The sequence below is a fragment of the Massilia sp. PWRC2 genome (assembly GCF_049896725.1).
Lineage (GTDB): Bacteria > Pseudomonadota > Gammaproteobacteria > Burkholderiales > Burkholderiaceae_D > JAFCUW01.
This window is the reverse complement of the sequence record NZ_JAFCUW010000001.1, coordinates 1,036,347-1,057,047: the sequence shown is the minus strand read 5'-3', so window position 1 is coordinate 1,057,047 and position 20,701 is coordinate 1,036,347. Positions and strand designations below refer to the sequence as shown.

Genomic DNA, 20,701 nt, shown 5'->3' with positions numbered 1-20,701 from the left:
GATCAACTGTTTTTATTTTCTTGGGCCGTTTGCCCAAAACGACCCGCTATGACCTTGCCGCCGGCGGCTGCATCCAGGTAGTCGGCGTACTGCTGCATCATCACGCGGCGCTCGTCCAGGAACATGGCCCGGTCGTAGGCCTCGCCGTAGGCGTCGCCAGAGGCATGTGAGAGCTGACGGTCGACCACCTCATGCCGATAGCCCAGCCGCTCTTTGATGACGCCCATAGCCAGCGAGCGGAAGCCGTGGCCGGTCATCTTGCCCGCATAGCCCATGCGCTTGAGCGCCGCCAGGATGCCGAAGTTCGTGGCCGGCTTCGTGTGGTCGCGCATGTTGGGGAACAGGTAGGTATTGCCGCCGGTGATCTCGTACAGCTCGCGCAGAAGCTCCCAGCCTTGGCGCGGGAGGAATACATGGTGGTTGATCTTGCGCGGGTTCATCTTCTTTTTCCCCATCTTCATCCGATGCCAGTCGATGACCCAAGACTCGTTCACCAGGTCGATTTCGGACCACGGCGTTTCCGTGAGCTCGCTCGTCCGCACGAACGTCATCATCATCAGGCGAAACATGACTTTGGTCGGCACGAACATGCGCCCCTCGATCTTCTGGAAGGCGCGCAGGAAGTCTGGTAGGTCGTCTGGAGTGATGGCCGCATGGTGCCCATTGGAAGTAGGCTTGAGGGCGCCCCGCAGGCTGGGCACGGGGTCTGTGTCGGCCTTGCCTGAAGCGATCGCATAGCGGAATATCTGGCCGCATACCTGGCCCTGCCGCTTCGCCATGTCCAGGGCGCCGCGCTTCTCGATCTGGCGAAGTACGTCGAGCATCACTGGTGCCTTGATCTGTGCAATAGGGTGTTTGCCGAGCAGCGGGAATATGTCGACCTCAAGCCGGTGGATGATGTTGGCGGCGGTGCGCGGTTGCCAGCTTTCCAGTTTGTTCGCATGCCACTCGCGCGCTACCGCCTCGAACGTGTTTGCGGCAGCCGTGGCCTTGTGCTGCTTGTCGATGCGTTTCGCCTGGCCGGGGTCAACGCCAGCCGCCACCTGTTTACGCGCAGCGTCTCGCTTGCCCCTTGCATCGAGCAATGACACTTCATCGTACGCGCCGAAGGCAAGCCGGCTTTCCTTGCCGTTGGCCTGCTTGAACTTCATGCGCCAAAGCTTGGCCCCAGTCGGCATCACTTCCAGGTACAGGCCGCCACCATCTGCCAGCTTGTGGGCCTTCTCGCGCGGCTTGGCGTTCTTGATCGACCTATCGGAAAGAGGGACAACGATTTTAGGCATCTTGGGGGCATCCAGTCTTTGGGGGCATGGCCGACCCCCAAGACTGCCCCCAAAAAACATGGGTGTCAATGGGCAAACTTTGGCGCTACAGGCATAAAAAAACCCCTAAGCGTTTGATTTCTTAGGGGTTTCTAGGCAAACTTGGTCATACTTTGCCGTGTTTTTGGTGGTGATAGGTGGACTTGAACCACCGACCCCAGCATTATGAATGCTGTGCTCTAACCAACTGAGCTATATCACCTGACAGACCGGCATTATCCAGATTTTCAGTGAATGTGTCAAGGATACGCGCCAAACAGTTTTACCCACCGTTCTCACGCGCGTGCGTGCGCTGTCAGCGCCGCTTCGATCTGCGCCAGCATGGCCGGTGCCGGGTCGGCGCCGATGCAGTCGAATACCTGCCGCTCCGGCATCGCCCGCAGCCAGGTCAGCTGGCGCTTGGCCAGCTGGCGGGTGGCGATGATGCCGGTCTCGCGCAGGGTGGCGCGGTCGATGCTGCCGTCGAGGTAGTCCCAGCTCTGGCGGTAGCCGACGCAGCGCATCGACGGTAAATGCGGCTGCAGGTCGCCGCGCGCGCGCAGGCGTGCCACTTCGGCCACCAGGCCGTCGTCGTCGCGCTGGCCCAGCATCTGCTCGAAGCGCACGGCAATGCGCCCGTGCAGCACGGCGCGCTCGGAGGGCTCGAGCGCCAGCGGCAGCAGCGCAAACGGCAACTCAAGCTTGCCGCGGCCCGATAGCAGCGACGACATCGGCTGCCCGCTGAGCAGATAAATCTCCAGCGCGCGGTTGATGCGCTGGGCGTCGTTGGGCGCCAGCCGCGCTGCCGTGATGGGGTCGACCTGGCGCAGGCGCTCGTGCAGGGCCGGCCAGCCGGCGGTGGCGGCGTCGGCCTCGAGCTGGGCGCGCACCGCCGCGTCAGCGGTCGGCAGCTCGTCCAGGCCCTCGCTGAGGCCCTTGAAATACATCATGGTGCCGCCGACCAGCAGCGCCAGCCTGCCGCGCGCGCTGATCTCGGCCACCAGATGCAAGGTGTCGAGGCGAAATTGCGCCACCGAGTAGGCGTCGAGCGGGTCAAGGATGTCGATCAGGTGGTGCGGCACGCTGGCCAGCTCCGCCGCATTCGGCTTGGCCGTGCCGATGTCCATGCCGCGGTACACCAGCGCCGAATCGACCGAGATGATCTCGGCCGGCAGCGCGCGCGCAATGGCCAGCGCGGCGGCCGTTTTACCCGACGCCGTCGGTCCCATGATGGCCACCGCCAGCGGCGGTCGTGTGTTGTGCGCGCCGTTCATACCGCCTCCGGCGGCGGTGCGCTGCCGAGCAGGCGCCCCGCTGTAAAAATGGCGATGCCCAGCGCGGCGGCGGTCCAGCCCAGCGGGCGCAGGGTGCCATCGAAGGTGGCGCCGACGATGCTGCCGACGACAAAGGCCACTGCCATGGTCAGCGCGCCCATCAGGCCGGCCGCGGTGCCAGCCTGCTGGGGGAATGGCGTCACCGAACCCGATTGGGCAATCGGAAAATTGATGCCGTGCGCGAGCATGGTAAAAAACATCGCCGCCACCACCAGCGACCAGTGGACGGCGCCGGCGCCAATCGCCGCCAAAAACAGCACGCCGGCCGCCAGCGAACCGGCGCCGCCGATACGCGCCGTGCTGGCCTGGCCGTAGCGGCCCAGCATGCGCCGGCACAGCAGCGTACCAATCAGGTAGCCCGATACGCCAAAAGCGAAGCAGTAGCCGAACCAGGCAGTGGGCACGGCCAGCACGCGGATCAGCACCAGCGACGAGCCGGAAATGAAGGCAAAAATGGCGCCATACGACAGCGCCCCCGGCAGCGCGCTGGCCCAGAAGGCGCGCGCGCCCAGCACCAGCCGGAAGTTCTCGAGCAGGCCGGCCAGTTCAGTGGCACGGGGATTTTTGTGCGCGTTGGTTTCCGGCAGGCGCAGCAGCACGGCCAGCAGCAGCGCCGCACCCAGCACGGCGTGGGCGACAAACGCGGCGCGCCAGCCAAACGTCACCTGCAGGTAGGAGCCGACGATCGGGCCCAGCAGGGGCGCCAGCGACAGCCAGCTGGAGGCGCGCGCGATCACGCGCGCGCTGTCGGCCGGCGCATAGGCGTCGCGCACGATGGCGCGGGCGATGATGATGGCCGAGCAGCAGCCCAGCGCCTGCAAAAAGCGGGCGACGATCAACAGGCCGATGCCGGGCGCAACTGCACACAGCACGCTGGCCAGCACGTACAAGGACAGGCCCGCCAGCAGCGGCGGGCGGCGGCCGTAGCGGTCCGACAGCGGACCGATGATCAGCTGGGCGCCACCGAAGCCGGCGACGAACAGCGACAGCGTCAGCTGCACGGTCGAGGCCGGCACCTGGAAGGTCGACGCCAGCCCCGGTAACGAGGCCAGGTACAAATCGGTCGACAGCGGCTGCAGCATCAGAGAGCCGATGATCAGCAGCAGGATCGGCGCATGGGCGTAGGCGGCGATGGGTTCAATATGCTCAAGGCGGCCAGCGCCGGCAGGGACGACAGGCTGCATCACTGGCCGCGCAGGAACAGTTTGTCGAGCGCGGCGATCTCCAGCTGTACCCAGGTAGGGCGGCCGTGGTTGCACTGGTCGGCCCGTTCGGTCGCTTCCATCTGGCGCAGCAGGGCGTTCATTTCCGGTACCGACAGCATGCGGTTGGCACGCACGGCGGTGTGGCAGGCCAGGGTGCCGAGCAGTTCGTTGCGCCGTTCGATCAGCACGCGCGAGCCGCCGTACTCGCGCACGTCGCGCAGCACGTCGCGCGCCAGCGTCTGCGCGTCGGCCCCCTTGAGCAGCACCGGCACCGCGCGCACCGCCAGCGTGGTGGGCGACAGCACGGCGATGTCAAAGCCGAGCGCCTGCAGGGTCGCCTGCTGTTCCTGCACGGTGGCCACTTCGATGGCGTCGGCGTAAAAGGTGACGGGAATGAGCAGCGCCTGCACCTGCATGTCCTGGCCATCGACCTGGGCGTCGAGCGCCGTTTTCAGCTGTTCGTAGAGGATGCGCTCGTGGGCGGCGTGCATGTCGACCAGGACCATGCCCTTGGCGTTTTGCGCCAGCACGTAGATGCCGTGCAGCTGCGCCAGGGCGAAGCCGAGCGGGTAGTCGGCGGGTGAACTGGCGTGGAGCGGCGCGCTGTAGGGCGTGATCGGCGCCGTCATGGCATCGTGCGTGCGGTGGTTGAGCGGGGCCGCAGCCGCAAACAGGGCGCCATAGGCCTCGGCCGACTGCGCCACGCCGGGCTGGTAGCGCGCTGCTCCCGCCGACGCATACGGCGACGGTGAAAAGGTGGCCGAAGACGGCGTCGATAACTGCGCACCGAACGAGGTTTGCTGGTGCTCGCGGCGCCAGCTGGCGCCATCGGCGGATGCCAGCGCGCCGCCCACATCGGCCGCCGGCAGCGGCGCCGGCACGCTGCCGTGCGCGGTCGCCGAGGTTTGCGCCAGTGCCCGCTGGACCACGTGAAAGACGAACTGGTGAACGGCGCGGCTGTCGCGAAAGCGCACTTCGATCTTCGACGGGTGGACGTTGACGTCCACCAGCGCCGGATCGAGGTCGAGCGCCAGCACGTAGGAGGGAAAGCGGTCGCCGTGCAGCACATCCTGGTAGGCGGCGCGCACCGCGTGCATGAGCAGCTTGTCGCGCACGAAGCGGCCATTCACATAAAAAAACTGGCCATCGGCGCGCGCCTTCGAGGCCGTCGGCAGGCCGGCAAAGCCGTGCAGGCGCAAGGGACCGGCCGCTTCGTCGAGCGCCAGCCGCGCTTCGGCAAAGTCGCTGCCGAGAATGTGCGCGCTGCGCTTGTCGATCGGGCCGATTTTCCAGTGGTCGATGGTACGGCCATTGTGCGACAAACTAAACGCCACATCCGGCCGCGCCAGTGCGATGCGCCGCACCACCTCGGCGCAGTGGCCATATTCGGTCTGTTCGGACTTGAGAAATTTGCGCCGCGCCGGCGTATTGAAATACAGGTCCTGCACATCGATGGTGGTGCCGTGCGGGCCGGACGATGGCGCCACCGTACCCAGATGCGAGCCGCTCAGCTCCCACGCATGGGGGGCGTCGGCCGTGCGCGAGGTGATGGTGACGGCGGCAACCGAGGCGATCGAAGCGAGCGCTTCGCCGCGAAAGCCCAGCGTGCCAACGTTTTCCAGGTCGTGCAGCGAGGCGATTTTCGAGGTTGCGTGGCGCGCCAGCGCCAGCGGCAGCTGCTCGGCAGCGATGCCGCGGCCATTGTCGGTGATGGCGATCCGTTTGACGCCGCCTTCTTCGAGCCGCACGGTGATCGCCGTGGCGCCGGCATCGAGGGCGTTTTCCAGCAGCTCCTTGACGACGGCGGAGGGCCGCTCGACCACTTCGCCGGCGGCGATTTGCGAGATCAGCTGGTCCGGCAGCGCCTGGATCGGGCGCGGCGCGGCGGTGACTGCGGTGGCGGAAGCGGGAATGGTGTGAAGGGGGGCGGCGGCGTTCATGGCCCGATTATAGCCTGTGCCCGACCACGCCGAGGCGCCGTACCACGCCCGTTCAGGGGCGCGAGTTCGAGCTGGTGCCGGCGCGCGCACGCACCGGAATCGGCGCGTTGCACAGGTCGATATAGCCGGCCGCCACCTTGGTCCACGGCCCGCCGCGGTTGCGCTGGGCCTCGACGGCGCGGGCAAACGCGGCACTGTCGGTGCGCATCACTTCGAGTTCGCTGCGCTGGGCCGGCGCGACGTCGGCCGCAAGCTTGATGCTGGCGATCGGCACCTGCTGCGCAGGCTGGTCAAAAAAGCCCATGGCGCCGGGCCCGCGCGGCACCGTCGACAGCAGTGCCATGCCGGCCACCACCCGGCCGACCACGGTGATGTTGCGGTCGAGCTGACGGGGTGCCTGGCCGATCACCACGTACAGCGCGCTGCCATTGCCGCTGTCGGCGTCGTTGTCGCGGCCAACCCCCACCATGCCATAGCAGTGGGCCAGCCAGGCGCGCCGCGTTTTGGGGTCGCGCGCCGATGGCATGCCGTTCGAATGGCCGACCTGGGCGGCGTAGCCATCGCGCTCGGGCAGGCGGGTGAACTGGCGGTCCGCCGCCATCGCGATGGTAAATTCAGCGGCCAGCGCGGCCTTGGCGCTGCCGAACGATTTGGGCTGCGCTTCATCGGCGTCGCCCCACTGCACCACCCAGTTGTCCTGCGAGCGGATCACCGCCAGGCCGTCGAAATAGTGTTCGCGCACCAGCGTGCGGATGTTGGCGACGTGGCGCGGGGCGAACAGCGGCGCCAGTTCGATCACCACGCGTCCGCCCGGCAATTCCATGTACAGGGTGCTGGCCGGATCGAGCGGGCGCCAGTCGGCGGCGCTGGAGGTCTGGATGACGTCGGCCAGCGTCGGCCGCGGCGGCAGTTCGGCGGCGCGTGGACAGGGCGCCAGCAAGGCGCCCTGGACGGCGAGGGTAGCGAGGGCGGTCAGGCGGGCAATACGCATGCGGGTCTCCAGTCGGCAGGGCAGCCTGATTGTAATGGCAAGCCATTTGTTTTGATCTAAAACAATGACAGTTCAAGAAACGAAGATGTCATAAAAAAATCCTGTCCAAGCGGCCCCTTGCGGTCAATACCGCCGGGTGCGGGGTGGTATGATGCGCGGCTACCTTTTAGGATGACTATGGATCTGATGCAATTTTTCGACATGATTTTGCATGTCGATAAAACCCTGGGCATGTTGCTCGCCCAGTATGGTGTCTACGTCTACGCGGTGCTGTTTGCCATCGTGTTTTGCGAGACCGGCCTGGTGGTGCTGTTCTTTTTTCCGGGCGACACCTTGCTATTCATCGCCGGCGCCTTTTGCGCCACCGGGCAGATGAGTTATCCGCTGCTGCTGGCGCTGTTGATCACCGCTGCCGTCACCGGCAACACCCTCAATTACTATATCGGCGAAGCGATCGGCCAGCGCGTGTTCACCCACGACTACCGCTGGCTCAACAAGGATGCCTTGCGGCGCACCCACGAATTTTTTGAAAAACACGGCGGCAAGACCATCATCCTGGCGCGCTTCGTGCCGGTGGTGCGCACCTTTGCGCCGTTTGTCGCCGGCGTGTCGGACATGACCCACGGCCGCTTTCAGCTCTACAACATCACCGGCGCCGCGCTGTGGGTGCTGTCGCTGGTCACTGCCGGCTATTTCTTTGGCAATATCCCGATGGTGCGCGATCACCTCACCACCATCGTGTTGCTCGGTGTCGCCGTTGCCGTAGTGCCGGTGGCGCTGGGCGGCCTGTGGAAGGTCGGTCGCAAGCTGCTGCGCCGCTCGTAAGTCAGCAAGGCAATACAAATATAGGACAAATGTTGCCGCACGGCTCAAGTTTTAGGTGGGGCGCGCCGATAACCAGACAGTAAAGTGACTTTCTGGAATCCCATGCGCACCCTGATTTCCCTGCTCGTTTGTTGTCTGGCCGCCGGCGCCGCGCAAGCCAATGATCCGCCTGCGGCCGCCCACGGCGCCGCTTCCGCTGCCAGCGCCAAGGCCGAAGCACCCAAGGGTGAACTGGCCAAGGCTGCCGAAGCGGCCAAGGCGGAAGGCGCCAAGGCGCCGGTCGTCGTCAAGCAGGTCACTGCCTCGCCGGTGGCGGCGCAGCGCGCCAAGGAAGAGGAATCGGAAGCGGAGCTGTCGGCAAAAATTGCCACGCGCCTGGCGGCCATGCGCGCCAACCAGGCCGCGCGCAGCGCCGCTGCCGCCAAATCGCGCAAGCTGGCCGAGGCCGCCCAGCGCCAGCGCGAGCAGGCCGCTGCCATGGCGATGGTCGCTGCCACCGCCAGCCATAGCGACGCCGCGCCCGCGCCCGTCCATGCAAATGGCAACCACTGGTCGTATGACGGCGACACCGGCCCGGCCAACTGGAGCAAGATTAATTCAAGCTGGGCCAAGTGCGGCACCGGCAGCCGGCAGTCGCCCATCGATCTGCGTGACGGCATGAAAGTCGATCTCGAGCAGATCGCCTTCGATTACCGCGCTTCCGGTTTTAATGTGATCGACAATGGCCACACCATCCAGGTCAATGTCGGGCTGGGCAATTACATCACGGTGCAGAACCGCACCTACGAGCTGCAGCAATTTCACTTCCACCGGCCGTCGGAAGAAAAAATCAACGGACGCGGCACCGAGATGGTGGTGCACCTGGTGCATAAAGATGGCGAAGGCAACCTGGCGGTGGTCGCCGTGCTGCTCGAGCGGGGCGCCGCCAGTGGCTTGATCCAGACCGTCTGGAACAACCTGCCGCTGGAAAAAAACATGGTGGTCAACCCGGTGGTGGCGCTCGACGTCAACGACATCCTGCCGAAAAAACGCGAATACTTTACGTTTATGGGCTCGCTCACCACGCCGCCGTGCTCGGAAGGCGTGCTGTGGCTGGTGATGAAGCAGCCGATGCCGGCGTCGCCCGCGCAGATGGCGCTGTTTAGCCGCCTGTATCCCCTCAATGCGCGGCCGATTCAGCCGGGCAGCGGGCGGGTGGTGAAGGAATCGAACTAGCGTTTACTTAGTAGGGCGCACGCGCAAGGTGTTGTGGCCGCGCCAGCCGCTGCCGGCGGCCAGGGTCAGCGGCGCAATGACGGCCGGCTCGATGCAGACGAAGTGGCGGTAGTCGTCGGCGGCCATATCGGCGGCGGCGGCGGCGGCGGCGCTGCCGGCAGCACCGGGGTTCCACACGACGGCGTCGCTAAACCCGCTCTGGGTCGAGTGCAGCGTGCGGCCGCCATCGGTCATGCTGAGCGTGCCGACCCCTTCATAGATGGCGTCGAGCGCGGCGCCGATTACCAAAGGCTGCGCTTGCACGCCAGTGATGCGCACTGCAGCCACATCGTCAACGCGGTGGTAGCTATGCAGCGCCGCGGAAAAATCGAACGGTGTCGATCCGGTGTTGTCGACTTCGAGCGTCAGCGCCAGGCTGTCGCCGCCCACTGCCACGCGCAGGCGCAGGACGAACGCATGCGGCCATTCGGCGGCGCGTTCGGGCGCCAGCTGGGCGGCCGTCAGCGTCAGCACGGCAAAGCTGCGTTCGCCATCGGTGCCGCTCTGTTCCAGCGTCCAGTGACTCAGCCGCGCAAAGCCATGGCGGAGGATGGGGCCGCGCTCATTAAACTGGGGGAAGATCACCGGCACGCCGCCGCGAATGGCGCGGCTGCCGTCCACTGCCGAGCGGGCCGAACAAAACAGCTGCTCGGCGCCATCGGCGGTGGTCCACGACACCAGCTGGGCGCCGAACAGGGTGATCAGGGCGCTGGCGCCATCGGCGCAGGTCAGCCGCAGTGCGGGCAGCTGGCCAAACTGGGTGATCGACATCACGCGCGTCGCTTTCAGGTGAGCCGGCCCTTGGCCAGCGGCGGGTTGTTGGCAAAATAACGGCGGATGCCGCGCGTGATGGCAGTGGCGATCTGGTCCTGGTAGCCATTGTCCTTCAGGCGCGCTTCTTCCTCGGGATTGGAAATGAAGGCCGTCTCGATCAGGATCGAGGGCACATCGGGCGCCTTCAGCACGGCAAAGCCGGCCTGCTCGACGGCGCCCCGGTGCAGCTTGGCGATGCCGCCAATTTCACCGAGCACCGCCTTGCCCAGCTTGAGGCTGTCGTTGATTTGCGCCGTCGTCGACAGGTCCAGCAAGACGCTGGCGAGCTGGCGGTCCTGGCTGCCGATATTGACGCCGCCGACCGCATCGGCGAGGTTTTCCTTGTTGGCCAGCCAGCGCGCCGCGGTCGACGACGCCCCTTTTTCCGACAGCACGAACACCGACGAGCCGCGTGCCGATGGCTCGACAAACGCATCGGCGTGAATCGAGACGAACAGGTCGGCCTGCACCTTGCGCGCTTTGTCCACGCGCTGGTTGAGGGGCACAAAATAATCGCCGTCGCGGGTGAGCATGACGCGCATGTTCGGCAACTCTTCGAGCTTGAATTTAAGGCGCTTGGCAATCGCCAGCACGATGTCTTTTTCGCGCGTGCCGGTGGCGCCGGTGGCGCCCGGGTCTTCGCCGCCGTGGCCGGGGTCGAGCGCGATGGTGATCATGCGCGCCACTTTTTGTTCGGCGCGCAGGGCCGGTTTGGTCTGCGCCAGCGTTTCCTGCGTCGGCGTCGGCGTCGGTGCCGGCACCGCGCCAGTCACAGGGCCGGCGCCGGCGGCCGGCGCCGGCGGCAACGGCAGCGGCCGCGCCACCAGCTCGCCGACCGGCGCATCGGGGTCGCGCGACCAGTCGCCTTTTTCGATCATGGCGGCGATCGGGTCGAGCGGCTTGACGGGATACAGGTCGAAAATCAGGCGGTGCTGGTAATTGCCGACCGGCGCCAATGTAAACACCTGGGGGCGGATTTCTTCCTTCAGGTCAAACACCAGGCGCACCACACCGGGCCGGTTCTGGCCCACCCGCACCTGGCGGATATACGGGTCGTTCGACTGCACCTTGGCCACCAGGGTTTTCAGGGTGGCATTCAGTTCCAGGCCCTCGATATCGACCACCAGCCGGTGCGGATCGGGCACGACAAAGTGCGTCACTTTCAGTTCGCTGTCGTTTTCCAGGGTAACGCGGGTGTAGTCGGGCGCTGGCCACACGCGCACGGCGAGAATTTGCGCGGCCATTGCCGGCAGCGGCGCCAGCACCGATAACAGCAGGGTGCCACCGGCCTTGAGCAGCACGCGGCGACGGCGCTGCGCGCTGGCGCGGGCAGCTTCCCGAATCACGGGCGCGGCGGAAAGGAAAGGCGGTCGAGACATAGCGAACCCAGGTGGGACAACGCTTGCAATTCTACCTCACGACCCGTGCCCGCCACGTGCAGAAACACGTCCAGATCGGGCGGCGGCAGCACGGGATCGCCCTTTTCCGGCCACTCGACGATGCAGATGTTGTCTTGATTGAACGCTTCGCGAAAGCCGGCGTCGAGAAACTCTTCGGCGCTGCCCATCCGGTACAGGTCGAAATGGATCACTTGCACGGCGCGGCCATCGAGCTGCACCTGGTAGGGTTCTGACAAGGTGTAGGTGGGGCTTTTGACCTTGCCGACGTGGCCAGCGGCGTGCAGCAGCGCGCGGGTGAGGGCGGTCTTGCCGGCGCCGAGGTCACCGTGCAGGTAGATCACCAGGCCCGGCAGCAGCACGCGCGCGAGGGCGGCGCCGAGGGCATTGGTGGCGTCGTCATCGCGGAGGTAGGCTGTGAAGTGCTGCATCGCATAAAATAGTGAGTTGAAAAAGATGTCGCCTGTATTTTCGCCCGTCGTTCCCCCTTGCCTGGACCGCATGCCTTCACCGCCCCCCGATTTGATTGAACTGGCCGCCGCCATCAAGGCCTGGGGCGTGCAACTCGGTTTTGCCGAGGTCGGTATTGCCGACGTCGACCTGGGGCAGGCCGAAGCGGGTCTGCAGGCGTGGCTGGCACAGGGCCATCACGGCGAGATGGATTATATGGCAAGCCACGGCAGCAAGCGCGCCCGCCCCGCCGAGCTGCTGCCGGGCACGCTGCGGGCGATCAGTGTGCGCATGGATTATCTGCCCAAGAACGCCGCCGCCGACTGGCGCGCGCGCGAAGCGGCGCGGTTGGCCGATCCGGCGGCAGCGGTGGTGTCGCTGTATGCGCGCGGGCGCGACTATCACAAGGTCTTACGGTCGCGCCTGCAGCAGCTGGCCGCGCGCATCGAGCACGCCATCGGCCCCTTCGGCTACCGCGTATTTACCGATTCGGCGCCCGTGATGGAATTGCCGCTGGCGCAAAAAGCGGGGCTGGGCTGGCGCGGCAAGCACACCCTGTTATTGAACCGCCAGGCCGGTTCGATGTTTTTTATTGGCGAAATACTGGTTGACCTGGCGCTGCCTGTCGACGCCGCCGTCAGCGCCCATTGCGGCCAGTGCAGCAGTTGCATCGATGTCTGCCCCACCGGCGCCATTCTCGGTCCCGGCCGGCTCGACGCGCGCCGCTGCATTTCCTATCTGACCATCGAACTGAAAGGACAGATTCCCCTTGAGCTGCGCCCGCTAATGGGCAACCATATCTATGGCTGCGACGATTGCCAGACCGCCTGTCCGTGGAACAAGTATGCGCAGCGTGCCGTGCTGGCCGATTTCGACGAGCGCAATGGCCTGGGATCGGCCACCCTGGTCGACCTGTTTGGCTGGGACGAAGACGCGTTTCATCGCCGCCTCGAGGGTAGCCCGATCCGCCGCATTGGCCATGAACGCTGGCTGCGCAATATCGCGGTGGCCTTGGGCAATGCCGCCACTGGCGCGCGCGGCAACGCCGCCCTGGTGGCGGCCTTGCAGGCGCGCGCGGATCACCCCTCGGCGCTGGTGCGCGAGCATGTGGCGTGGGCGCTCGCGCGCCACGGTTGAGGTCGGCGTCATTGCGCTCCGGTGGGACTACAGTCGGCTTACAGTCGTTTCAGGCGCAGCGCCGACCAGTCGGCGTCGACCGAAATGATGGCCACCGCCGTGATGCCGTGCAGTCCGGCAGTGGCGTTGATGGTATCGCGGTTGATGTCGGTTGCCTTCGGCGCGCTTTGCTTCATGTAGACGATCCACAGGGAACCCTTGTCGCCCAGCCGCTCGCTGGCCAGCGGCAACAATTCATCGAGCTGCTTCTGGTTGATGGCGATCAGCACGACGACGTCGGCCGGGTCGTCGCCCGCACTGAGCAATTCCTGCGGCAATTGCGCCACCATGGCGGGATGGGCCGCACCATTGAGGACGGCAATCGACTTGACGTTTCTTAAAAACATTTTGTCTGCAACGGTTTTTTCGCTCATGGAGAGGCCCTCGGCTAGATCGGTTCAGTGCTACGATTCTACAAGCTTCGCTTGCGCGGCAGCGCGCCGCTACCCAAGGTGTCGTCTGCTGCTACTTTGCAATGGGCTGTGGCCCGCCAGCACGGCCATGACATGATGATTTTCTATGACCTGAGGAATGTGCCATGTTGCTGCGCCCGTTTCAGCCTTGCCGAGTGACTGCGTGCGCGCTGCTGGCGGCGCTGCTCGCCTGCGCGCCGGCCGCTGCCATCGACTTCGACGAACTCAAACGGCTGGCGCGCCTCGATGCCAGCCGCGAAGCGCAGCAGGAAGCGGCCGAGCGCGCCACCGCGCAGGCGGCAGCGCAGGCCGCCAACCGGCAACTGCCGCCAAAGGCTGCACCGCTGAGCGGCACCGCCTCGCAAATGGACAAACTGGCCAGGGGCTTCGAAGAGGCCCATGCGGCCGCACCCAACCGCTGGTACCAGGCCGCCAAAATCGAAGACTTCACGCCACCGGGCGACGATCAGCGCAAGGTGTACCGGATCACTGGCGCACTGGTCGGCCCCTTCTGCGTGCGCTATCAGGACAAGAACAAGGCTGACCAGGGCAGGGCGAATGTGGGCGAACCGCTGATCGGCAGTTGTCCGCGCATGTTTTAATCTGGCGCGCCGTGCAAGCTTACTTGAGCAGGCCCGCCAGCTCGACTGCCGTCTTGACCCGCATCTTGTCGAAAATATGGGCGCGGTGCACTTCCACCGTGCGCATGCTGATGCCCAGCTCATCGGCGACCACCTTGTTCAGTTTGCCGGCCAGGATCAGCTCGAGCACTTCGCGTTCGCGCGCCGACAGCGTTGCCAGCCGTGACTGCACGGCGGCGCCGGCGCCGGCCTGGCGCGATTGCGCCAGTGCTTCTTCGACGCGGTCCATCAGCTGGTTGTCGTTGAACGGCTTTTCAAAGAAATCGAAGGCACCCCGTTTGAGGGTGTCGACTGCCATCGGGACGTCGCCGTGGCCGGTCAAAAAAATTACCGGCATGCGCCGCGTCAGCTCGCGCGCGGCCAGCTGATCGAACACCGCCACCCCGTTCAGGTCGGGCATGCGCACATCGAGCAGCACACAGTCGCCGTCGGCATCGAAGTCGCTGGCCGCCTGCTCGAGGAACTGGTGGGCGCTGGCGTAGCCGCGCGCTTCGATGCCACGGGTCTGGGCCAGCCAGGCCAGGGCGTCACGGATGACGTCCTCGTCGTCGACGATGTGCAACATGCTGGTCTCCAGTATTTTTGTAGGCGGGCGCGAAACTGGCCGTGGTGGATTTTAGCCTATGGCCGGGCCGGCAGCGCAAAGCGGAACAGGGTGCCGCCACCCGGGTTGTCGCAATGGGTCAGTGTGCCGCCATGAAATTCGATAGCGGTACGGCAAATCGACAAGCCCATGCCCATGCCCTCGGCCTTGGTGGAAAAGAACGGTGAAAACAGCCGCTCGGCCACCGCCGGTGCGATGCCGTGGCCCTGGTCGATCACCGTCACCAGCACCTGGCCGCCAGTGATGGTGCCGGTCAGGCGCAGCACGCGTCGCTCGGGGGCCACGTCCTGCATGGCTTCGATGCCATTGCGGGTCAGGTTGAGCAAGACTTGTTCGAGCAGCATGCGGTCGGCGCTGACGGCCGGCAGGCTGGCCGGGATGTCATTGTGAATGCTGACAAAATGTTTGCTGGCCTGCATTTCGATCAGGGTGGCGATGCCTTCGACCACGCCGCGCAGCTGCACCAGCTGGCGCTGCGGTTCGCGCTTTTTGACGAACTCGTGCACGCTGCGGATGATCTGCCCGGCCCGCCGCGCTTGCGCACTGGCTTGCTCGAGTGCCGGTTTGAGCAGGGCGGCATCGACGCTGGCGCCCTGCTCGGCGGCCCGTCCCAGCAGGTTTAAGGCGCCCGTGGTGTAGCTGGAAATGGCCGCCAGCGGTTGATTCAGTTCGTGCGCCAGCATCGATGAAATTTCGCCCATGGTGGCCAGGCGCGCGCTGGCGCTGAGTTTTTCTTGTTGTTGGCGGGCCAGTTCTTCGGCGTTCTTGCGATCGGATATGTCGAGGATCGAGCCCATCCATCCGGTCTGGCGGCCATCGCTGTCGACCAGCGGCGCCTCGAAAATAAGCACCGGCACGCGCACGCCGTCGGAGCGCTGAAAAATGGTTTCGAACTGCGGCGTGATGTGGCCGGCCAGCACCGCCGCAAAACGCTGCTGGTAGTCGGCCATCGCTTCCGGCGCCCAGTAGGCCATCGGTGGCACCTTGCCAACCAGCTCTTCCGGCGGCAGGCCGACGATCTGGCAAAAGGCCGGGTTGACGTAGGTGACGCGGCCAGTCAGGTCGCGCGCGCGCAATCCCGTCACCAGCGAATTTTCCATCGCCGTCCGAAACGCCATCTGCTGGCGCAGCGCCCCTTCGGCCAGCAGCCGGCGGGCAATGTGGCGCCACAGCGCCGCCAGCGACGCCAGCAGGCCCAGGCCCAGCAGGATCACGGTGCCGACCAGCAGGTTCGGCAACAGGCGGGGCGGGCCCTTGACGCTGTCGGTCGACAGGATCATCGACGAGCCCGGCAAGTCGAGCACGCGCTTGTGGGTGTAGACGCCGCGGCCGGGGCCGGCGGCCACCCGCCGCGCCAGCGGGCGGTCGTCGCGGTCGATCAGGGCGATGGCGTTGTCCTGGGCGAACCACCACGGCACCGTTTCCTCGAGCAGGGTTTTCAAGTCATAGGTGGCGGCCAGGCTGCCGACGTACTGGCGGCCGCGGTACAGCGGCAGGTAAAAATCGATCACCGCCGGGCCGCCCGCGCTGATGGCGAAGGGCTCACTGTAGCGGCTGGCGCGGGTGGCACGGGCATACTCCCAGGCCGTCAGGGAGGCGCCGGTGACGGTGGCGCCGGGCACGATGCTGCCCTGTTCCATGATGGCGGCGCCGTCGGCGCCCAGCCAGCGGATGCTGCGTAACTCGTGGCCATTGTTGAGCAGCTGGCTCATGCGTGTCTCGATGAGGGCGTGCGGCGGCTGGTTGACCAGTTCGGTGCCTAGGCTGGCCAGCGCATCTTCGCTGCGGTTCAGTTCAAAGCGCAGCGATTGCTCGACCCACAAGGTATCGGCAATCAATTGCTCCTGCCGCTCATTGCTCTCCATTGCGCGTGCCTGCCATGGCAGCCAGACCAGTACGGCGATGAATAGCAGCACCAGCGTCGCCGGCAGCAAAAAACGCAGCGGCCAGCGCAGTTGCTGGGTGAGAGAGGTGAACGCCTTGATCATATTTTATGCGAAGGAGTATTGCTTTAAGGATATTGTGGAATTCCACAATAGCAAGTAAGTAGGGGCTGATGCAGACTCGGGCAAAAGTGGCCCAACCACTAAAAATTCATTCAATGAGGAGATAGCATGCAATTCAAATCCCTGGTAATCGCCCTGGCCGCCGCCGTCAGCATGTCTGCCGCCTGGGCGCAGGCGCCGATCGTCATCAAATTTAGCCACGTGGTCGCCACCGATACACCGAAAGGGCAGGCTGCCGAGCGCTTCAAGATGATGGCGGAAAAAGCCACCGGTGGCCGCGTCAAGGTCGAAGTCTACCCGAACAGCCAGCTCTACAAAGACAAAGAAGAAATGGAAGCGCTGCAACTGGGCGCCGTGCAGATGCTGGCGCCGTCGCTGGCCAAGTTCGGCCCGCTGGGCGCCAAAGAATTCGAAGTGTTCGACCTGCCGTACATTTTCCCTAGCAAGCAAGCACTCTATAACGTCACCGAAGGGCCGATCGGCAAGGGCATGTTGCAGCGCCTCGAATCGAAGGGCATCATCGGCCTGGCATTCTGGGACAACGGTTTTAAGGTGATGTCGGCCAACAAGCCGATGCATGCGCCCGAAGACTTCAAGGGGCTGAAAATGCGCATCCAGTCGTCCAAGGTGCTCGAGTCGCAGATGCGCGCGCTGGGCGCCAATCCGCAGGTGCTGGCATTTTCCGAAGTCTACCAGGCACTGCAGACGGGGGTGGTCGACGGCACCGAAAATCCGCCATCGAATATGTACACCCAGAAAATGCATGAGGTGCAAAAGCACGTGACGATGTCGAACCATGGCTACCTGGGCTACGCCGTCATCGTCAACAAGAAATTCTGGGATGGTTTGCCGGCCGATATACGCAAGCAGCTGGAAAAGGCCATGGCCGACGCCACCACGTTTGAAAAGGCGATTGCCCAGCGCGACAATGATCTGGCCATGGAAGCGATCAAAAAGACTGGCAAGACCACCGTCTACAACCTCACCCCGGCCGAACAGACCGCCTGGCGCACCGCGCTGGCGCCGGTGCAAAAGGAGATGGAAGGCCGCATCGGCAAGGACTTGATCGGCGCGATCACCAAGCAGGCCAAGTAAGCGCCGGCGCCGCGCCGGCCTGGTCCGGCCGCGGCGCCTGGTGTTGTCCGCGTCGTTAGTATCGTTCGCTGCGTGGCGCTGCCGTCGGCAGGCGCCCGCTCATCTCTGAAAGTCTTCCATGAAAATCCTCGATCGTCTCGAAGAGTGGATCATTGCGACCTTGATGGCCAGTGCCACGCTGGTCGTGTTTGTTGCGGTGGTCCACCGCTATCTGTCCGGCCTGCCCATTCCGGGCGTGCAGGATTACCTGATTTCTCTGAACACCAGCTGGGCCCAGGAATTGTGCATCTATATGGGGGTGTGGATGGCCAAGTTCGGTGCCGCCTATGGCGTGCGCACCGGCATCCACGTGGGCGTCGATGTGCTGGTCAACCGCCTGAGCGAAAAAAACCGCAAGGTGATGGTCGGTTTCGCCCTGCTCTCGGGCGCCGTGTTTACGGGCTTGATCGGTACCCTGGGCGCCATCTTCGTCTATAAGATGTACCACACCAGCTCGACCTCGCCCGACCTCGAAATTCCGTCGTGGATCGTGTATCTGGCGGTGCCACTGGGCTCCTACCTGATGTGCTTCCGTTTCCTGCAAGTGTTGACCGGTTTTATCCGCACCGGTGACGTACCGCACCACGACCATTCGCATGTCGAAGGCCTCGATGAACAGATTGCACCCGTAGGAAAGGGGATCGCATGAGCGCCCTGATTATTTTCGCCCTGTTGCTGGTGCTGCTGGTCACCGGCATGCCGGTGTCGATCGCCCTCGGTCTGACCGTGTTGACTTTCCTGTTCACCATGACCAGCGTGCCCATCGAATCGGTGGCGATGAAGCTGTTTAGCGGGCTGGAAAGTTTCGAGATCATGGCCATTCCCTTCTTTATCCTGGCCGGTAACTTCCTCACCCACGGTGGCGTGGCGCGGCGCATGATCAATTTCGCCTCGTCGATGGTGGGGCACTGGCACGGCGGCCTGGCACTGGCGGGCGTGCTGGCCTGCGCGCTGTTTGCGGCGGTATCGGGATCGAGCCCGGCCACCGTGGTGGCGATTGGTTCGATCATCCTGCCGGCGATGGTCAAGCAGGGCTATCCGAAACGCTTCGGCGCTGGCGTCATCACGACGTCGGGCGCGCTCGGTATCCTGATTCCGCCATCGATCGTGATGGTGATGTATTCGGTGACCACCAATACCTCGGTGGGCAAGCTGTTCATGGCTGGCGTGGTGCCCGGCATCATGCTGGCCTTCTTCCTTGGCCTGACCACCTGGGTGCTGGCCAAGAAGCATAACTATCCGCGCATGGTGCGTTCGACCTGGAAGGAGCGCCTGCAAGCGTTCCGCGAAAGCGCCTGGGGCTTGCTGCTGATCGTCATCGTGATGGGTGGCATTTATACGGGGGTGTTCACGCCCACCGAAGCGGCGGCGATGGCGGCCGTGTATGCCTTCATCATTGCCGTGTTCGTCTACAAGGACCTCAAGCTCAGGCAGGTCGGCAAGGTGCTGCTCGATTCGGCGGCGATGTCGGCTATGCTGCTCTACATCATTACCAACGCCATCCTGTTTTCCTTCCTGATGACCAGCGAGCAGATTCCGCAGGCGATGGCCAGCTGGATCATCGGCCAGGGCCTCGGTGTGGTCTCCTTCCTGCTGGTGGTCAATGTCCTGCTGCTGGTGGCGGGGAACTTCATGGAACCGTCGTCGATCGTGCTGATCATGGCGCCCATCCTGTTCCCGGTAGCGATGAAGCTGGGCATCGATCCGGTGCACTTCGGCATCCTGATCGTCGTCAATATGGAAGTGGGCATGTGCCATCCACCGGTCGGCCTGAATCTCTACGTCGCTTCGGGCGTGGCCAAGATGGGCATTTCAGAGTTGACGGTGGCGGTGATGCCGTGGCTGTTGACGATGCTGGGCTTTTTGATGCTGGTGACGTATGTACCGCAGATTTCGCTGTGGTTGCCAAATCTGATTTATAGCTAGACATCGTCGCGCTTTTATCAAAAAAAGGGGGAGGCAACCTAGTTGCCCCCCCTTTTTGCATGGGCCGCCACTTGCCGCTGGCGGCGCACATTTAGTTGCTATAACCAATTGTTACTATCCACAATGGATTAATTGTTTCTCAGCTGATATTCTGCGGCTTTGTCGCGACTGCGCCCATGGCACGGTCGTGATCTTGCACGAATATTAAGGAGCTGGCATGCAATTAAAATTTCTGGCGGTAGCCCTGACGGCTGCCCTGACCATCTCGACGGCGTTGGCGCAGGCGCAGGCCCAGGCGCCGATCGTGATCAAGTTCAGTCACATCGTCGCCCCCAATACGCCCAAGGGCATGGCGGCCGAGCGCTTCAAGATGGCGGCGGAAAAACTGACGGGTGGGCGCGTCAAGGTGGAAGTCTATCCCAACAGTTCGCTGTACAAGGACAAGGAAGAGCTTGAAGCGCTGCAGCTGGGCGCCGTCCAGATGCTGGCGCCTTCGCTGGCCAAGTTCGGCCCGATGGGCGCCAAAGAATTCGAAGTGTTCGACGTGCCCTACATTTTCCCCACCAAGCAGGCGCTGTATAACGTCACCGAAGGGCCGATCGGCAAGGGCATGCTGCGCCGCCTCGAATCGCGCGGCGTCGTCGGCCTGGCCTTTTGGGACAATGGCTTCAAGGTGATGTCGTCGAACACGCCGATGCACGCGCCGGAAGACTTGAAGGGCTTGAAGATGCGGATCCAGGCATCGAAGGTGCTCGAGGCGCAGATGCGAGCGGTCGGCGCCGTCGCCGTGCCACTGAGCTTGTCGGAAGTGTTCCAGGCGCTGCAGACGGGGGCGGTCGATGGCACCGAGAACCCGCCGTCGAATATGTACACCCAGCGCATGCATGAGGTGCAAAAGCACGTCACCGTGTCGAACCACGGTTACCTGGGCTACGCCGTGCTGGTCAACAAGAAATTCTGGGATGGTTTGCCTGCCGACATACGTGTACAGCTCGACAAGGCGATGGCCGACGCCACGGTGTTTGAAAAAGCCATTTCGCAGCGCGACAATGACCTGGCGCTGGACGCCGTCAGGAAATCGGGCTTGACCACGGTGTATACGCTCAGCCCCAGCGAGCAGGCCGCCTGGCGCGCGGCGATGGCGCCCGTCAAGGAAGATATGGAAGGACGGGTCGGCAAGGAATTAATGGCCGCCATCGGCCGCCAGGCCAAATAAATAGCCCACCGCCGCGCCTGCCTGGCGCGGCGATATGCATCAAGTGTTGTTCTATTGCATCACATGGCATCCACA

At 64.3% G+C, this 20,701-nt stretch carries 19 protein-coding genes and 1 tRNA gene; 8 read left to right on the top strand and 12 right to left on the bottom strand.

Features of this window, described 5'->3' with window-relative positions; genetic code table 11:
* Window positions 1-2 precede the first annotated feature (2 nt).
* From ACP7BZ_RS04660 to ACP7BZ_RS04635, 6 genes are all read right to left on the bottom strand, one after another.
* Window positions 3-1,283: a tyrosine-type recombinase/integrase gene (locus ACP7BZ_RS04660; protein WP_426110465.1), complete on the bottom strand. Its 1,281-nt coding sequence runs from the start codon at window positions 1,281-1,283 to the stop codon at window positions 3-5.
* A gap of 164 nt (window positions 1,284-1,447) precedes the next feature.
* Window positions 1,448-1,524: transfer RNA gene (locus ACP7BZ_RS04655), tRNA-Met, on the bottom strand.
* A gap of 73 nt (window positions 1,525-1,597) precedes the next feature.
* A complete protein-coding gene (miaA, locus tag ACP7BZ_RS04650) occupies window positions 1,598-2,575 on the bottom strand; it encodes a tRNA (adenosine(37)-N6)-dimethylallyltransferase MiaA (protein WP_426110464.1) in 978 nt (325 codons plus the stop codon).
* Window positions 2,572-3,819 (bottom strand): multidrug effflux MFS transporter, encoded by a 1,248-nt coding sequence (locus ACP7BZ_RS04645; RefSeq protein ID WP_426110463.1) that lies wholly within the window; start codon window positions 3,817-3,819, stop codon window positions 2,572-2,574. Before ACP7BZ_RS04645 ends, miaA begins: the two co-directional genes overlap by 4 nt.
* Window positions 3,819-5,780 carry a DNA mismatch repair endonuclease MutL gene (gene mutL / locus ACP7BZ_RS04640; RefSeq protein WP_426110462.1) on the bottom strand — a complete coding sequence of 654 codons (1,962 nt, stop codon included), beginning with the start codon at window positions 5,778-5,780 and terminating at the stop codon, window positions 3,819-3,821. Before mutL ends, ACP7BZ_RS04645 begins: the two co-directional genes overlap by 1 nt.
* A 52-nt stretch (window positions 5,781-5,832) precedes the next feature.
* On the bottom strand, window positions 5,833-6,771 hold the full coding sequence (locus ACP7BZ_RS04635; protein WP_426110461.1) for a peptidylprolyl isomerase: 939 nt from the start codon (window positions 6,769-6,771) through the stop codon (window positions 5,833-5,835).
* Between the two features lie 177 nt (window positions 6,772-6,948).
* On the opposite strand from ACP7BZ_RS04635, the gene ACP7BZ_RS04630 reads away from it, so the two are divergent.
* On the top strand, window positions 6,949-7,596 hold the full coding sequence (locus ACP7BZ_RS04630; protein WP_426110460.1) for a VTT domain-containing protein: 648 nt from the start codon (window positions 6,949-6,951) through the stop codon (window positions 7,594-7,596).
* A 102-nt stretch (window positions 7,597-7,698) separates the two neighbouring features.
* Window positions 7,699-8,811 carry a carbonic anhydrase gene (locus ACP7BZ_RS04625; protein ID WP_426110459.1) on the top strand — a complete coding sequence of 371 codons (1,113 nt, stop codon included), beginning with the start codon at window positions 7,699-7,701 and terminating at the stop codon, window positions 8,809-8,811.
* A 3-nt stretch (window positions 8,812-8,814) separates the two neighbouring features.
* Here ACP7BZ_RS04625 and ACP7BZ_RS04620 read toward each other — a convergent pair whose 3' ends face one another.
* Genes ACP7BZ_RS04620 through tsaE form a run of 3 tightly spaced genes read right to left on the bottom strand, consistent with a single transcriptional unit; the run spans window position 8,815 to window position 11,491 of the window.
* Window positions 8,815-9,621: a D-hexose-6-phosphate mutarotase gene (locus ACP7BZ_RS04620; protein ID WP_426110555.1), complete on the bottom strand. Its 807-nt coding sequence runs from the start codon at window positions 9,619-9,621 to the stop codon at window positions 8,815-8,817.
* Window positions 9,622-9,635: 14 nt separating this feature from the next.
* Window positions 9,636-11,042: an N-acetylmuramoyl-L-alanine amidase gene (locus tag ACP7BZ_RS04615; RefSeq protein ID WP_426110458.1), complete on the bottom strand. Its 1,407-nt coding sequence runs from the start codon at window positions 11,040-11,042 to the stop codon at window positions 9,636-9,638.
* Entirely contained in the window at window positions 11,006-11,491 is a 486-nt protein-coding gene (gene tsaE, locus ACP7BZ_RS04610) for a tRNA (adenosine(37)-N6)-threonylcarbamoyltransferase complex ATPase subunit type 1 TsaE (RefSeq protein WP_426110457.1), read from the bottom strand. Before tsaE ends, ACP7BZ_RS04615 begins: the two co-directional genes overlap by 37 nt.
* 70 nt (window positions 11,492-11,561) lie before the next feature.
* On the opposite strand from tsaE, the gene queG reads away from it, so the two are divergent.
* Window positions 11,562-12,647 (top strand): tRNA epoxyqueuosine(34) reductase QueG, encoded by a 1,086-nt coding sequence (gene queG / locus ACP7BZ_RS04605; RefSeq protein WP_426110456.1) that lies wholly within the window; start codon window positions 11,562-11,564, stop codon window positions 12,645-12,647.
* Between the two features lie 38 nt (window positions 12,648-12,685).
* Here the strand turns inward: queG and ACP7BZ_RS04600 are convergent, their stop codons facing one another.
* Window positions 12,686-13,060, bottom strand: a complete 375-nt coding sequence (locus ACP7BZ_RS04600; protein WP_426110455.1) for a DUF3052 family protein — start codon at window positions 13,058-13,060, stop codon at window positions 12,686-12,688.
* Window positions 13,061-13,224: 164 nt separating this feature from the next.
* On the opposite strand from ACP7BZ_RS04600, the gene ACP7BZ_RS04595 reads away from it, so the two are divergent.
* Window positions 13,225-13,701 carry a hypothetical protein gene (locus ACP7BZ_RS04595; RefSeq protein WP_426110454.1) on the top strand — a complete coding sequence of 159 codons (477 nt, stop codon included), beginning with the start codon at window positions 13,225-13,227 and terminating at the stop codon, window positions 13,699-13,701.
* A 19-nt stretch (window positions 13,702-13,720) separates the two neighbouring features.
* Here ACP7BZ_RS04595 and ACP7BZ_RS04590 read toward each other — a convergent pair whose 3' ends face one another.
* Window positions 13,721-14,305, bottom strand: a complete 585-nt coding sequence (locus ACP7BZ_RS04590) for a response regulator transcription factor (protein ID WP_426110453.1) — start codon at window positions 14,303-14,305, stop codon at window positions 13,721-13,723.
* Window positions 14,306-14,361: 56 nt separating this feature from the next.
* A complete protein-coding gene (locus ACP7BZ_RS04585) occupies window positions 14,362-16,332 on the bottom strand; it encodes a two-component system sensor histidine kinase NtrB (RefSeq protein ID WP_426110452.1) in 1,971 nt (656 codons plus the stop codon).
* Window positions 16,333-16,458: 126 nt separating this feature from the next.
* On the opposite strand from ACP7BZ_RS04585, the gene ACP7BZ_RS04580 reads away from it, so the two are divergent.
* From ACP7BZ_RS04580 to ACP7BZ_RS04565, 4 genes are all read left to right on the top strand, one after another.
* Window positions 16,459-17,445 carry a TRAP transporter substrate-binding protein gene (locus tag ACP7BZ_RS04580; protein ID WP_426110451.1) on the top strand — a complete coding sequence of 329 codons (987 nt, stop codon included), beginning with the start codon at window positions 16,459-16,461 and terminating at the stop codon, window positions 17,443-17,445.
* Window positions 17,446-17,563: 118 nt separating this feature from the next.
* The gene (locus ACP7BZ_RS04575) at window positions 17,564-18,133 is read left to right on the top strand and encodes a TRAP transporter small permease (RefSeq protein ID WP_426110450.1); all 570 of its coding nucleotides are present in this window, start codon (window positions 17,564-17,566) and stop codon (window positions 18,131-18,133) included.
* Window positions 18,130-19,410, top strand: a complete 1,281-nt coding sequence (locus tag ACP7BZ_RS04570; RefSeq protein ID WP_426110449.1) for a TRAP transporter large permease — start codon at window positions 18,130-18,132, stop codon at window positions 19,408-19,410. The genes ACP7BZ_RS04575 and ACP7BZ_RS04570 overlap by 4 nt, the downstream gene beginning before the upstream one ends.
* A 217-nt stretch (window positions 19,411-19,627) precedes the next feature.
* Entirely contained in the window at window positions 19,628-20,626 is a 999-nt protein-coding gene (locus tag ACP7BZ_RS04565) for a TRAP transporter substrate-binding protein (RefSeq protein WP_426110448.1), read from the top strand.
* Window positions 20,627-20,701 lie beyond the last annotated feature (75 nt).